Below are 14,367 nucleotides of genomic sequence, written 5' to 3' on the forward strand. Positions count from 1 at the left end.
CAATAATTATGCAAATGACACTTAGTTTTTTAAAAGGATTATTAGGAATAGGTATTGCTGGTAAAATTATTTTAATTCTTAGTAGTTTAGTTACTTTAAGTTTAGGAATTTGGTTATTTACAAAGTATTATCAAGCAGCAAAATTACAAAAAATTATTATGCAGGAATTACCATTTGAGAAATTTTATCAAATTGGACTTAATGCTTTGACAAAAAACAGTATCAAATTGCTACTATTACTCAAAAATTTAATCTTTTTTCACATATGGGAGTGCCCAATACGAAAGATATTAAAGAAGACTATGTCATTAATTTTTATGAAAATAATATTAATTACTCATTTGGAACATTAACACGGCGCGAAGTAATTGGTTGAGGGAAAGATGAAGAAATTATTTATACGCGATATCCATATTTAACACTTGATGTTAAAGAAATGCCAGGATTAGTTGCTACAATTAAAACAATGCAAATCTTCTTAAAAATTTTTAAAACAAGGGATAATACAACATTAGAGTCAACAGAATTTAAAAAGATGTTTTCTGTTAACGCAAATGACCAAATTTTAATACGAAAATTAGTAATTCCAAAAGTAATAGTTAATTTAATTGAATTAGCAAAAGAAGAAAGAAAATTTCCAACGATGCACTTTGATGATGGATATTTAACAATTGTTTTTGATAATTATTTTGTTAATAGTTTTGATGATCCCCAAGGACGATTACTTGGATTTTATTTTATTGGAACTTATCAAGACATTTTGACAAATATTATTGAGGTTATTCAACAAGATGTTGAATGATTATTGACTGTTTTGCAATGAGTTTTAGTGTATGCTTTTAAGCAGTAGATTTTTGTGGTGAAATTGGTTTATTTAAAATAATTAAATTAATGGTATTAAATCCACCAATAATTGCACAACTTCAGAGAACATATCCTAAGCCAACATATCACAATTGCTTAATTACAAGACTAAAACTTGTTTTTAAAATTAGTTGGATAGAAATTAAAGTTAAAAAGAAAAAAACAATTGTAATTATTAAAACAAAAAAATAAAAGTATAAACTCAAACGTAATCGATTTTTTTCATTGTCATAATAATAAATTTTTGAAAAAATAAAGGGGTTTTTAATAATTAAATAATTAATAAATAACATAATTAAATTAACAACAAGAAAAATTGAACAATAAATTAACTTATCTTGTGATGAAATGTTTTTTAATGCTAAGAAAATAATTATAAAAATAATTGTTACAAGACCTAATGCAACAAAAAGCCATAATAAATATCACTTAATTTTTTTAAGATAACTTCGGATACGAATAATTTCCATTGTTGTCTCCAATCATTTTATTAGTTGAATATATCTTACTATAAATTTTAATGATAATATTATTTTTTCATTTTTTATGCTTTAATATAATAGAAAAAATGAGGAGGGCATTTATGTATAAAGTAATTAAAGTGACACCATATTTTTCAGAACGTTTATGAGGAGGACGGAAATTAGCCGACTTTGGTTTTCAATTACCAACAGATTACTTGTATGCTGAAGCGTGAGTGATTAGTGCATTAGACAATGGAATGAGTTATATTGCAAATGGTCCAGAGGAGTATCATTAAAAACATTTTTTGCAAATCATCCGGAATATTTTGGTACGACAGATAAAGAATTTCCTTTATTATCAAAATTATCACAGCAAATGATTATTTATCCGTTCAAGTTCATCCTAATGATGAATATGTTTTAAAACATAATAAAATGTTAGGTAAACCTGAATGTTGATATATTCTTGATTGTCCGACTGATGCTAAAATGATTTATGGACATTATGCGCAAACAAAAGTTGAATTAATTCAATTGGTTGAAAAAAAGTCTGGGCATAATTATTTACAGAAGTAAAAGTGCAAAAAGGTGATTTTTTATATGTTCCTCCTGGCAAAACTCATGCCATTACCCCAGGCGTAACAGTTTTTGAGTTACAACGTTCATCAGATATAACTTATCGTTTTTATGACTTTGATCGCGCTGATAAAGATGGAAACTTTCGCCCCCTTCATTTACAAGAATATTTTGATGTAACAACAGCTCCTGATACAACTGACCAAGTTATTCATCGAAATGAAGGAATTTTAATTGATAATGAATATTTTACATTACATTTATTAACAAAAACACAAGAACTTGATTTAACTAGTATAAAATGAGGGCAAATAACAGTTGTTGAAGGAAAAATAGCAATTGAAACAACAGAACTTTTGGCAGGAGAATCAGCAATAATTGTAGAATTAGTACAAAAGATAACAATAAATGTTGCTGGTAAAGCATTATTAAGTTATAAAAGATAAATTCAAGTTATGCCATTATTAGCAATTTTAATTTTTACTTCAAATTTAGATATCATTTATATTGTATTAATTATGCAATCAGTGGACAGTTTAAAAGCAATTTGAGCATTAATTATTTTAAAACGAAAAAAATGGGTAAAAAATTTAACAGAAACTAAGCATATTACAGAATTTGATAATAAAGTAAAAAAAATAAAAATAAATGTGAAAGAAATGTAAAAATTTTGCATTTTTTTATTTTTTGTGTATAATGTTATTTTTTATTTTGATACTAAAAAACAGGGAATGTATGATATAATTATTTTGTAATAAAACGGTTATAAAAGTGGCTAAACTAAATTTAATAAAACATATTAAGTTTTTTTGAATGGGGTAATCAGAAACAATGGAAAAAATTAGATTATTAACGCTAGAAAAGAAAGGAATTTTAAAAAAATTCTTGTATCAGAATGAAGAGGTTAAATTAGGTGATGAAATTGCTTTAATTGAAAATGAAAATGGTGAATCTATCATTACAACCCCAATGGATGGAATTATTGTTAAGCCAATTAAAGAAGGTACTAAAATTAAACCCAATACTGTTATTGCTCATTTGTTAACAACTGAAGATGAAATTGAAAAGTATTATTTTAAACGTCTCGAAGATAAAAAATTTACTCGCTTAAATAAAAAAGGGATAAAATTTTCGACAACAAAAAATGGTCAATATGGAACAAAATGAAAAGATGTTGAAGAAGATGATTATTCAGGAATTAGCATTGCGAGCGAAGATACTTTACATCCAACTTTTACGCCACCTTTATTGAATCAACATCAAGCTTACAATAATGAAAACATTATTAATTCAAGTGCTGTATTAATTAATGATCAGCAACCATATGATAATTCAATATTATCGCAAAACTTTAGTCAAAATAGTGGAGAACCTTTATTTGAAGAGAATACTATTAATAATATTCCTTATTTTTCAACAAATATTGAACAAAATCAGCCTATTAATTTTCAACAACAAAATAATATATCATCACAAGAACAACTTTTTGAAGAACCCACTAAAATAAAACAAGAAGAACACAAACGATGAGATGAAACAAAATTATCTTTTGGTCCTAAGAAAGCACGCAGATTATCATTTAAAAATTTAAAAATTGATGATAATGATATTATTAATAATCGGGAAAAAATCCCTTCAATTGATACAATTAAAAATCCAATGAATCAAGAAAGAAAAAGTGAGGCGAAATCAACAATGGTTAATATTCCTAATTTAAATAGTAATATGTTTCAAGAAAATAACTTTGAATCACAAACAAATAGTTTAAATCAGCCGCCGCTGCTTCCTAACCAGAATATTGTAACAAATGCTGTTTCAATTGGGCAAGCAGAATTAATTGAACAAAATCAAGTAAAAGAATATGCAAAATATTTAGTTAACACAACAAAACAACAAGATGAAGCACCAATTAACGCAGCAGCATTTTTAGGAGGCCAAAATGAAAATACTAGTTTTCGTAATCTTGTAAATCAACGTCGTGAACAATTACATAATAATAATGATTTTCATGAGTTATCATTAGAAAGTGATAATTCTAAAAATTCAATGGATTTTTTAGCTGAAGATGGTCGTCCTAAAATTTTACGTAATATTGTCCAAGGAAGAATGAATGATTTAATTAAAAGAAATGTATCACCAGAAGTACAAACTGGGTATAGTAGTTCTGATTCTAATTATAATGATAATGTTAATACTTTTAAAACAAGTGAAAAAAAATTATCTGATGAAATTTATATTTCAGCTGATGGTTATACAATTGATCCAAATGAATCAAAAGAAGCGAAAGAAAAAAAACCAGGGTATTTTTCACCATTAAAATCTTATCGTGATCGTTTATATGAAAAATTAAATGATAATGGGCAACGAGAAAAAATTTTAAAAACAAGAAATCAACGAGAGTTAATTAAGAAAAGAATGGAACAAATTGCAAAAGGAAATGTTGAAGTTGATTCTGTTTTAGGAGAAATTAGTAATTATCAACGTCCTTCTTTTGAGGAAATTGAATCACAATATGAAATGTTAGATAATGAATATTATGATAATAATAATTCGCAACAGAAAAAACCAAATGATGATATAATTAAACCATCTTCACTAAACGAAAAACAACAATCATCTAAACAGTTAATTCAGCCTGAAAACCATGATGAAAGTAATCACGGCTCAAGAACAACATTATCATTACAACAAGGTGTAAATGATAATAATGTAATGATTGAATTGGCAATTTTAAAAGAGCGTTTAGCTAATCAAGAACAAAATAATCGTCAAAATGAATTATTACGAGAAATTCAAAGTTTACGTCAAGTAAATAATAATACAGATGGAACAAGCATTGAAAAAATGATGCAATATATGTTAATGCAACAAATGTTAAAAACAATGAATGAATCAGATCCTGTTTTAAAAGAAATGTTAAAAGAATTTAAATTTAATAATAAGCAGGGGAATGAACTAAAAACTGAACATAATTGTGAAACACATAATTTACAAGTTAAAAAATTTAATTCCGAAGAAACTACTATTCCTAATACTTATGGAAACTTGGTACAACCATTAAATAACAATTTGAATATTATTAATACTAATAGTCAAATTGAACCACAGGGATTAGAAACAAGAGAAGAAATTAAATTGACAAGATATCCTGCGATTCAATCAATGATTATGTCTCAAGCACATGTGCCACCATTAACAATTAATAGTGAAATTGATATGTCATCAATTATTGATCAACAACGAAAATTAAAAAATGCTAATGCTGACCATGGTGTTCGTTTTTCAACAATGAGTTTTTTAGTAAAAGCAGTTTCGTTAGTTCTAAGTGAATATCCAAAATTAAATTCATATTATGATTCTAAAACGAATCAAATTGTAATTAAAAATTCGCAACACATTGGTTTAGCAACAGAAACTAGCGAGGGATTAGTCATTCCAGTTATTAAATTTGCTGAACGAATGAGTTTAAAACAAATTGCAATTAACATTCAAGAAACAATTGAACGTTTACGTCAAGGTGAATTATATGATTATGAATTAAAAGGAAGTACTATTACTATTGCCAACTATGGAATGGTTGGAGCAGTTAATGCAACACCAACAATTTTTTATCCTAATTCAGCAGTAATTGGTGTTGGACGTATCGTTCGTAAACCAATTGTTATAAAAGGCGATAAACTAGTAATTCGTTCAATAATGAATCTTGCTTTAACAATTGATCAACGAATTATTGATGCTGCAGAAGCAGGGATTTTCTTAACACGAGTAAAAGAAATTTTAGAGTCACCAGAATTAATTACATTATCATAAAAAAATCTTATTAATTTGGCATCATGTAATCGAAGTGCAACAAATCAATTCTGAAAGGAGTTGATTTTTTATTGAAAAGAAACATTATTTTATTTTGCGGTCCTTAGTAACTAAGTATGGAAAAGATATTGTTATTAATACTGTAAATAAGATAGTAATTAATAATTTAAAAGAAAATGAATAAATTATCCGCGTAATTTATTAGCGGTAATTTATTCAATATTGTTTATTTTGAGCGTAGCGAACACGCGGAGCGTGACGCGATATTTTTTAGAAAGGAGATGTATTATGCCAACTTGATTAACGACAATATTTAGTGTTGTTATTGTATTAGCAATTTTTCTTTATTTTGGTTTATTAATTTACCAAAAAATTAAACAAATTCGAGGAAAGAAAAAAGATAAAAAAGAAATTGAAAGAAAGGAGAGTAATAAATAATGTTAGGTATGTATTTAACAACAGCGTTTAATTTTTTAACAGCACCTACACCTAAAACTATGTCTGAGGGTATGACTGGTATTTGAACTGATTTATCTAGTGCATTATGAAAAGTTAAAGAAGGTATAACAAATATTTTACCTGAGATAATGGTTTTCTTAGGTGAAGCGTGAGTTATATTAATTCCATTTGCTATATTTTGTATTATTAAAATCTTAAACTTTTTCCGTGTTATGGTTAAAGGATTTTAATATTTATTATAATCTATTATATATCTTAGCTATGGCACACTAGCTTTTATGTGAATTAAATAAATAATTTTGTTGTTTATTTTTGCACTATACACTGTTTACAAATTTATTTTTTAATAAACTTTATTACTATCGTTAATATTGGGATAATAAATATCCCTATTATACATATAAATTTAACTATATTTTCTATAGTTGATAACTCTATATTGTTTATTATTCATAATATTGAGTCTGTTATGAAAAATATTTTTTTAGTAGGATTTAATAAAAATAAGAATATTTCTATTAAGGGTCATACTAGTAATAGATTTGGGAAATAAATTTTTATAATATTTTTTATAAATACACCTACTTTTTTTAAAAACTTGTAAACAGTATATAGTGTAAAAATATCAACTTAATTATATTTAAGGTATTATTATGGTTTTCTCTCTGTATAAAAATATTTATAAATTTGTTAATTTATTAAAAATTCAAATAATAAATTTAAAAGTTATTATTAAAATTATTATTAGTGAAATAATTGTTTTAATTGGTGATACCATTCATGATAATCAAAAAATAGATGGTATCACATTTGTAAAAAATGAATTTATTAAATAGAAAAATGAATTTATTATTTCTTCGATATTTTATTTCTTCTTTCTATTTAAAATAATTTATACAGAGAGAAAACCATAATAATATCAACTTAATTATAAACTTATGATTTTATATTTTAATAACTATTGTTAAAAATTAAATAGTATTTTTCAGTGTGCCAATTTTTATTATTTTTATATTTAACAATGTTTATTAACAGTGTTTATTAAACATTAAATAAACAATATATTAGCATTATGTATAACATTGTTAATAATCAGTGTTTATTACAATTAAAAAACATTATATAAACATTATTTATAACATTGTTTATTAAACAAATATTTAGTTAGGAGATTATCTTATGGATATAAAATTTAAAACAACTAAGGAATGTAAAAAATTAAAGAGAGATTTTATTATTAGGAATTTTGTTTTTGGTTTTGTTTATTTTCAATTTTTCATTGTTCTTATTGAAATTATTGTAGGTCTTGTTTTGTTTTCAAATAGAGAAATAATTGTTGGTATTTTACTTTTTTCTTTATTTTTATTTTTAATATTTATTCTTTTATTTTTTATAATTCAATGTCATATATGCGAAATTAAAGAATATAAAGTTATGTTGTTAAAGAAAAGAATGTTACCGTTAGAAAATATAATTGGAGGATTAGGAAAAGGCACAATGTTAAGACCAGTAAGACGAGGAGATGATAAAATTGAGTAATTTTGTTAAGAAAAATCATAATGTAGAAAATTATTTTATTAGTAAGGAATTTATCCCTTTTACAACAGAAAAAGCAAGTTTTATTAATTTACCTAATCATAATCGTCATATTGGTTTTTGATTGAGTAATAAGTTTATTTATCCGAGTGAAAAACATTTGGAACAAGTAGCAATCGGTTTGATTTATGATAATTCTTACCCTATTGTAAAATATGATGAAAATTTAAAGCGAAATATTTGAAAATATTTAACTGGAACAGAATTAATCAATTTATATAATCAATATAAACAAAATTATTTTACTAAAATGAAAAAAGCGTTATTTTCAAGTGAACCTAAAAAAGTAAAAGCAAATAATAACAATAATAATTTAACAAATTGAAGTGTTGAAAAAGAACAAGAATTAATTAATGATTTGAAAGACTTAAATTAAATGAGTTTATATGATTATTGAGTTCAATTTGTTAGTTATATTATTGGTGCAAATGCCCCCTGAGTTTTTATATGTTATATCTTTTGTGTTATTTGTTGTTTTATTTTTTGGAATGTTTTTTAAACTTATTCAAAAAATATGGAGTTTTTAAAAATGCAAAATGATTGAATTAAATTAAAAGAGTTTTTTATTCATATATTTTTGTTTATCGATAAAACGAATGTTGAAAGTATTACAATGTGGAATTTAACGCAAAATGAATATTTAACCTTGATGGTTGGTGTTTGAGTTGTGATTTTGTTTTTAACTTGGTTTTTCTTGTGAATGGTTTTTAAGATAGTTGGGTATTTTAAATAATGAAAAAATTTATATTTTTCTTTAAAAACTATTGTTATATTAGTGGTTCAATGCTTTTGTTTAGTTTAATTGATTTATTACTTTGGTTAATTTCTTTGTATTGTGTTGGTTTAGTATTTTGAATATTATTTGCTTTGCAATGTGTATATTTTGTGTGATGATTGTGAAAAAATATTTTTTATCAGTTAAATTCTTTTGGGTTAGTAAATTTTGTTTGAGATAATCCGTTATCGGTAATTATTGGTAAGTTAGGAACTGGTAAAACATTACTTTTAACTTATTTGTCGCAAACTATGAAATTATTGACAGATGAAATTTATAGTAATTATCCGTTAGAAGATGATAAGGTTAAAGTTTTAACATTTAAAAATTTAGATTTTACTGATAGAACAAAACCCGTTCCCCTAGATGATAGTGTTATTTTATTTGATGAAAGTTATTTATATATTGACGGAACTAGTCCTCACGATGAAAAAAAAGTTCATAGTGGTAAAATACCGTGAATTGTTTTAGCGAGACATTTTGGACATCGTGCGTTGTTTACTGCTCAGCGTGAGGGTATGATTTGAAATAATATTCGCCAGTTAGCAAGTGGAATTATTATTCCAATTTCATTGAAAAAACCAGTTATTAAGAAAGGGTTTAATTTTTTTAATCGTTTCTTTATTATGCGAATTGGTATTTTTCAAGATATAACGGATTATGAAATTTGAAAAACAAAATCAGTAGAACGAACAGCAGAAGGTAAAAGAGTAAAACATAAGTCGGATGTTGGGTTAGGAATTCGGTTTTTTAAAATAATTATTCCCCTTGAATTCGCTAATAAGTATGATAGTCAATGGTTAAAGTTTGTGCGTGATTTAAAGAATGATGAAATTGTTAATAAAAAAGAATATTATTGGTCGGAAATCACAAAATTAAGTGTTAAAGAACGATTGGAGTTATTTGATATTGATATTTTGAAAAAGAATTTAAAACCTAAAAAAGAGAAAGGAAATGGTAAAGATGATTAATTTATTAGTTGAAAATAATAATAGTAATTGAGACAAGATTTTTAGTTTTGTTTTTGATATATTTTTGTTTATTTTTGATGTAATTTGAAATACAAAATTACCGATGACAAATACGTCAATTGCTTATTTTTTAATCTTTTTTATGGTTATTAAGTTATCGATTTATGCAATTCACGGGACATCAACACAATATAATAATTTAGGTTCAACAGTTAATAATGGTGTTTCACAAGTATATTCTTCAACAGTTCGCGGTGTTTCTGATACTAAACAAGGTATGCAAAAACATATTAAAGAGCGTAAACAATTTAAAATTAATCGTAATAAAAAACAATTATCAAGTTTAGCAAAACAAGCAAAAACAAGAGAACAAGGATATAGGAGAGTGCATAAGTAATGATTAAATTAGTTTTATTGGTGGCGGCGATTGCGATATTTGGAACTGGTTTTATTACTGTTATTATTAATCAATTTACATCAGCAAAAAATATTATTATGGATTTATATAATTCTGATACTTGGTTGATTTGATTATTTGGTAGAATGGCAGTTTTGTTTAGTCATCCGTTAATGTTAACAATATCGAGTTTATATATTGTTGGGTTTATTGTTTCAAAAACATTGTATAGTTAGGAGTTGAGTTTATGAAAAAATCGTTATCTTTATTTGCCATATTTATTTTAACTTTTTTGGGTTTGGTTATTCCATTTATTACTTTAACGGCGTTTAGACCCTTAAATGAGGAGCAATATACGCTTAAACAAGAAAGTAGTACTGGTAAAGGTATTAATGAAACTGATTTTATTAATACAATGTTTTTACGCAGTAGTTTTTTTGAAAATTGGTCGGAAACAAATTATTTTATTAATCCAACTTTAAAAACATCAAAAAATTTATTGTTTAATGATAAATGGTATTTAGATTTTTTACAAGATAGTTATTCAACCGGAGTTGTTTATGATAAACCTGGTGAAATATTTTTGAATTATTATCGACAATGACATAGTTTAAAAAATAAGTATATGGTTGAAAAATTTTATGATGTTAAAAAAGAGAATTTTTTGAATGATTTAACTGATTTTATTTATGCCTTTGCTGTAAAATATAAGATGTTTAATGTATCGAAAGAAATTGTGGAAAATGTTGACCGTTATAAAGAAAATCATTATCCAAGAGTTAAGTTGAACCAAGATAATTGAAAATTAATTGAAAATAATTATAGTAATGAAATTAAAAATATAAATAATAAAAATTAACAATTTTATAATTTCCAAAATTAAAAATAACTGAATATCATTTATTATTTATATTTTTAATTTCATTACTATAATTATTTTCAATTAATTTTCAATTACTACCTTCTGGTGGTTTTTGTGGATTATATGATGGTTTTGGTGTCGGTTTATTTTCTTCATTATTATTTGGTTTTTTAGATTTTTCACAACTGATTAGTGTTGTTGTGCTTGTTGCGTTTAATCCAATTGCTCCTATTATGCTAAGTCATTTTTTCATATATATTGCTCCTTTTTATTGTTTTATATATAATTGTTTTTATCACATATCAATTATATATCAATTATTCGTATTAAATATTAATTTTATAAGTTAATGAAAGGTATATAAATGTTATGTATAGTCATTTAAGTTTTATGGATAAAGTTAAATTAGAACAATTATTATTATCAAAAATTTTTTTAAAAAAGAATGGTGAGCAGAATATTTCTGCAATTGCTAAATATTTGAATAGACATCGTAGTACTATTTTACGAGAAATTAAGCGTTTTAAAACTATTGATGAATATAGTACTTATAAGTCAGATAAAATGTATTATGAGAAAAGAAAAAAGAATAATAAAAGATTTAAGTTTACAGAAGAACAATTAAATTTTATTCATCTGAGATTTAATGTTTATCATGATTCACCATCAGAACTTATTTATCGTTATTTTTTAAAATTTAAAGTTAAATTTCCCGTTTGTGTTAAAACATTGTATAAATGAATTCGTTTAGGTTTTTATGGTTTTTTAAAACAGAATTTACGACACCATGGTAAAAAATACAAAAGAAAAGGAAAATCTGATAATCGTGGTAAATTAACTGATTTTAAGTCAATTTGAGATATTGATAATAAAGTTTCTAATGTTGGATGACTTGAAATGGATACAGTGGTTGGTAAAGACCATAAATCTGCTATTTTAGTTTTAGTAGAACAATTAAGTAAAAAATATTTTGCAATAAAATTAGAAAATTATACTGCTAGGGAAGTTGAGAAAAAGTTTAAAGATATTATTATAAAAAATAATTTAATTGGAAAAATAAAAGGAATAATAACAGATAGAGGGAAAGAATTTAGTAAATGAAGAGAAATGGAAATATTTGCTGAAACACAAGTATATTTTTGTGATGCTGGTTCACCACAACAAAAACCTTTAATTGAATATATGAATAGTGAATTAAGACATTGATTTCCTAAGGGAACTGATTTTAATAAAGTTAGTCAAAAACAAATAGATTGAGTAGTTAATGTTATAAATGATAAACTCCAACCGTGTTTAAATTGAATAAGTGCAAAAGAAGTATTTTTACAGAATATTAAATAAATTTATTAATTAAAATTTAATAAATTGTTTTTTAGTGTGTTTAAATGTGTGTAAAATAAAAGAAAAATTAAAGTATTTTTAATTTTTTTAAATTTATGGTTGATTTTTGTAATTTTTATTATATTATTTAATTAATAAAGATTTGTTGCATTTCATTTTACATAATTCATTTTTAATTAATAAGATTTTTTAATTTTTTAAAATTTTATAACTATAGATTTTTCCTTTAATAATTAAATTATCTAATTCAATTAATACGCTGTTGTTACGATCAATAATTATAGTAAAAATTAAGTCACCACGATAAATTAATCTAGATATAATATTAATTTTATTTTTGTCTAAAAGTTCTCGTAAAAATACTTCATTTAATGACCGTAATAAAATTCCAATTTTAATTTGTTCATTAATTTTTTCTAATTGAGCAGAATTTAAAATAATACGTGTAATTGTTGCATATCCATTTTTAATTCAATCTTCGGGTAAACTGTAAATTGGATTAAAATACCGAAGAACTAGAACAATAATATTTGTTATATTTTTTTCAATAATATTTTCTAAGATAGTTTTTCCTGCAATATGTCGTGTTTCGCCGTTATCAGTTTTGTAAATATTTTCACGACGATTTCCAATAACATATGCATACACATTATAATTTGCTTTTTTATCTTTATACTTTTTTAAGAAGTTAATAACATCTGTTTCTGTTTGAACGTAACTAGCGAAACAAAGAAATTTAACATTACGAATTATTAATTCTTTAGTTAAAATTTTATTTTTCTTAATTATATACATTTTGTTATTCTTTTTCTATTTTTACTCCCTCAGGCACTACATATTTATACCTATTACATTATATAATATAAAATTAATGATAAGATTTATTAACATAATAATCCTTTTTTAAACTAATGCATTATTTGTTTTAATGTTCCAAAAAATATGTTTTTAAGATGTACAATTAATTCTATGTCAATATCTAGCTAAAATTTCGTAAATTTATTTAATTGATAATTGTTTCATAGTATATCTTTCAGTTCATGGATGATTTGATTTGGGTTTATGAGCTTTAGATTTTGGTAATGTTTTTTCTGTATTTTTAACTGTTGGAATATATTCTAATAGATTATAAATTTTGTTTTCATACTTAAGATACAATGTTTTATCAAATGCATTAATTATTGTAACATTTGTTTTTGAATTAAAAACTTTTAGTTTTTTATTATCATAAGCTAAGTACTTTTTATTGGCATAACTAATTGATGATCCATTACCTGTTCTTCTTGTTGAAGTTATTGATAAAAGTAAATTAATTTTGTCACTTTCTGGTGCATCAACAAAAGCAGAATTGTTATAATCAATGGGAAGAGCAAAGTGTTTATTGAATTTAGGCAGAAATTCTTTTAAGAACTTATTTGTTTCTTCAAGAGTAGTTACTTTTGCAAGACTTAATTCATTTTTTAGACGATCTTGTAAAGCACCTCATAACCGTTCAATTCGACCTTTTGCTTGAGGAATTGAAGTAGTTATGATTTCGACACCTAATTCATTACAGCATCTGCTGAATTGAGTAAAGGTGTCTTTTTCTTCGTTTTTACTATTATTTTTTTGATAAGTAAAAATTGTTCGCTTATCTGTATAAAATTCCATAGGAATACCATAGTTTTTTAAAATTTGATATAAAACATTATAATAACCATTTAAGGTTTCTTGATAATTAAAATATAATCCAACAGCTGTATTTGTTGCATCATCAATAGCACCACGTAAAAATATTTTAGGATGTTTTATTCCTAGCCACAAATGTTCACTAGCATCAGCTTGTAATAATTCCCCAAAACATTTGCGGCATTCTCTTAAAGGATGTGATTTATCTTTTTTTCTTAATTTCTGTTTTCTAGGAGATTTTATTTGATTTAGAGACATTAAGTTGTACAAAACTGAATAAGAAATTTTTATTTTTTCATTTTCGAGTAATTTTTCTTTAAAATGTATAAAATTAAAATCAATATATTTAGTTTTGTAAAGATTAAGAATATTTTCACAAATTTCTGGTTTTGTTTTGTTATATGCTGTTCTACCACGTGAATGATGGGCAAAGGAAGTCATATTTTGTGTATCATAAATTTTCATTAATTGTTCAATTTTACGAATAGACAAATCTAAAATTTTAGCAGCACGTTTTTTTGTTATTTCATTATTAATAACTTTTCCAATAGTTTTATATTTATTTTTTCTGTCATTGTTAATTT

Annotated in this window: 21 protein-coding genes and 1 pseudogene; 18 read left to right on the top strand and 4 right to left on the bottom strand. The window is 24.3% G+C overall.

Annotation, left to right across the window (positions count from 1 at the left end; translation table 4 throughout):
• The first annotated feature begins 265 nt into the window (after window positions 1–265).
• Window positions 266–850: a DUF3137 domain-containing protein gene (locus tag SCITRI_RS10910; RefSeq protein WP_237237985.1), complete on the top strand. Its 585-nt coding sequence runs from the start codon at window positions 266–268 to the stop codon at window positions 848–850.
• Here the strand turns inward: SCITRI_RS10910 and SCITRI_RS00460 are convergent.
• Complete coding sequence (locus tag SCITRI_RS00460) at window positions 840–1,334, bottom strand: hypothetical protein (RefSeq protein ID WP_071890516.1); 495 nt, start codon at window positions 1,332–1,334, stop codon at window positions 840–842. The two genes, SCITRI_RS10910 and SCITRI_RS00460, sit on opposite strands and share 11 nt — an antisense overlap.
• Window positions 1,335–1,447: 113 nt before the next feature.
• Here SCITRI_RS00460 and SCITRI_RS10915 point away from each other — a divergent pair, with 113 nt between their 5' ends.
• The 16 genes and pseudogenes from SCITRI_RS10915 to SCITRI_RS00525 form a co-directional block, all read left to right on the top strand.
• Complete coding sequence (locus tag SCITRI_RS10915) at window positions 1,448–1,624, top strand: hypothetical protein (RefSeq protein WP_237237986.1); 177 nt, start codon at window positions 1,448–1,450, stop codon at window positions 1,622–1,624.
• A gap of 139 nt (window positions 1,625–1,763) precedes the next feature.
• On the top strand, window positions 1,764–1,904 hold the full coding sequence (locus tag SCITRI_RS10920) for a hypothetical protein (protein ID WP_237237987.1): 141 nt from the start codon (window positions 1,764–1,766) through the stop codon (window positions 1,902–1,904).
• A gap of 2 nt (window positions 1,905–1,906) precedes the next feature.
• Window positions 1,907–2,350, top strand: coding sequence for a hypothetical protein (locus tag SCITRI_RS10925; RefSeq protein WP_237237988.1), 444 nt, complete (start codon window positions 1,907–1,909; stop codon window positions 2,348–2,350).
• A 9-nt stretch (window positions 2,351–2,359) separates the two neighbouring features.
• Window positions 2,360–2,569, top strand: coding sequence for a hypothetical protein (locus SCITRI_RS00470; RefSeq protein ID WP_071890521.1), 210 nt, complete (start codon window positions 2,360–2,362; stop codon window positions 2,567–2,569).
• A 166-nt stretch (window positions 2,570–2,735) separates the two neighbouring features.
• A complete protein-coding gene (locus SCITRI_RS00475; protein ID WP_071890524.1) occupies window positions 2,736–5,714 on the top strand; it encodes a 2-oxo acid dehydrogenase subunit E2 in 2,979 nt (992 codons plus the stop codon).
• Between the two features lie 34 nt (window positions 5,715–5,748).
• Window positions 5,749–5,898, top strand: coding sequence for a hypothetical protein (locus SCITRI_RS09735; protein ID WP_155522119.1), 150 nt, complete (start codon window positions 5,749–5,751; stop codon window positions 5,896–5,898).
• A gap of 104 nt (window positions 5,899–6,002) precedes the next feature.
• Complete coding sequence (locus SCITRI_RS00480; protein WP_071890527.1) at window positions 6,003–6,152, top strand: hypothetical protein; 150 nt, start codon at window positions 6,003–6,005, stop codon at window positions 6,150–6,152.
• A complete protein-coding gene (locus tag SCITRI_RS00485; protein WP_071890530.1) occupies window positions 6,152–6,403 on the top strand; it encodes a hypothetical protein in 252 nt (83 codons plus the stop codon). The genes SCITRI_RS00480 and SCITRI_RS00485 overlap by 1 nt, the downstream gene beginning before the upstream one ends.
• A 423-nt stretch (window positions 6,404–6,826) precedes the next feature.
• Complete coding sequence (locus SCITRI_RS00490; protein ID WP_233485479.1) at window positions 6,827–7,009, top strand: hypothetical protein; 183 nt, start codon at window positions 6,827–6,829, stop codon at window positions 7,007–7,009.
• Between the two features lie 343 nt (window positions 7,010–7,352).
• On the top strand, window positions 7,353–7,712 hold the full coding sequence (locus SCITRI_RS00495; protein WP_071890535.1) for a hypothetical protein: 360 nt from the start codon (window positions 7,353–7,355) through the stop codon (window positions 7,710–7,712).
• Entirely contained in the window at window positions 7,696–8,145 is a 450-nt protein-coding gene (locus tag SCITRI_RS00500; RefSeq protein WP_071890537.1) for a DUF3627 domain-containing protein, read from the top strand. The genes SCITRI_RS00495 and SCITRI_RS00500 overlap by 17 nt, the downstream gene beginning before the upstream one ends.
• 153 nt (window positions 8,146–8,298) lie before the next feature.
• Window positions 8,299–8,502: a DUF2649 domain-containing protein gene (locus SCITRI_RS00505; RefSeq protein WP_071890543.1), complete on the top strand. Its 204-nt coding sequence runs from the start codon at window positions 8,299–8,301 to the stop codon at window positions 8,500–8,502.
• Window positions 8,502–9,515: a hypothetical protein gene (locus SCITRI_RS00510; protein ID WP_071890544.1), complete on the top strand. Its 1,014-nt coding sequence runs from the start codon at window positions 8,502–8,504 to the stop codon at window positions 9,513–9,515. The genes SCITRI_RS00505 and SCITRI_RS00510 overlap by 1 nt, the downstream gene beginning before the upstream one ends.
• A complete protein-coding gene (locus tag SCITRI_RS00515) occupies window positions 9,508–9,912 on the top strand; it encodes a hypothetical protein (protein ID WP_015979226.1) in 405 nt (134 codons plus the stop codon). The genes SCITRI_RS00510 and SCITRI_RS00515 overlap by 8 nt, the downstream gene beginning before the upstream one ends.
• Window positions 9,912–10,148, top strand: a complete 237-nt coding sequence (locus SCITRI_RS00520; RefSeq protein ID WP_015967964.1) for a hypothetical protein — start codon at window positions 9,912–9,914, stop codon at window positions 10,146–10,148. The genes SCITRI_RS00515 and SCITRI_RS00520 overlap by 1 nt, the downstream gene beginning before the upstream one ends.
• Window positions 10,149–10,159: 11 nt before the next feature.
• Window positions 10,160–10,765 (top strand): annotated as a pseudogene (locus tag SCITRI_RS00525) (spiroplasma phage ORF1-like family protein); the annotation flags it as partial.
• On the opposite strand, the gene SCITRI_RS00530 reads toward SCITRI_RS00525, so the two are convergent.
• Window positions 10,746–11,027, bottom strand: a complete 282-nt coding sequence (locus tag SCITRI_RS00530; RefSeq protein WP_071890551.1) for a lipoprotein — start codon at window positions 11,025–11,027, stop codon at window positions 10,746–10,748. The pseudogene SCITRI_RS00525 and the gene SCITRI_RS00530 overlap by 20 nt on opposite strands.
• 116 nt (window positions 11,028–11,143) lie before the next feature.
• Here SCITRI_RS00530 and SCITRI_RS00535 point away from each other — a divergent pair, with 116 nt between their 5' ends.
• Window positions 11,144–12,115: an IS30 family transposase gene (locus SCITRI_RS00535; protein WP_071890554.1), complete on the top strand. Its 972-nt coding sequence runs from the start codon at window positions 11,144–11,146 to the stop codon at window positions 12,113–12,115.
• 189 nt (window positions 12,116–12,304) lie between these two features.
• Here the strand turns inward: SCITRI_RS00535 and SCITRI_RS00540 are convergent, their stop codons facing one another.
• Complete coding sequence (locus SCITRI_RS00540) at window positions 12,305–12,910, bottom strand: YigZ family protein (RefSeq protein ID WP_071890558.1); 606 nt, start codon at window positions 12,908–12,910, stop codon at window positions 12,305–12,307.
• 204 nt (window positions 12,911–13,114) lie between these two features.
• Window positions 13,115–14,365 carry an ISNCY family transposase gene (locus SCITRI_RS00545; protein ID WP_147076658.1) on the bottom strand — a complete coding sequence of 417 codons (1,251 nt, stop codon included), beginning with the start codon at window positions 14,363–14,365 and terminating at the stop codon, window positions 13,115–13,117.
• Window positions 14,366–14,367 lie beyond the last annotated feature (2 nt).

The organism is Spiroplasma citri, assembly GCF_001886855.1.
Taxonomy (GTDB): Bacteria; Bacillota_I; Bacilli_A; order Mycoplasmatales; family Mycoplasmataceae; genus Spiroplasma; species Spiroplasma citri.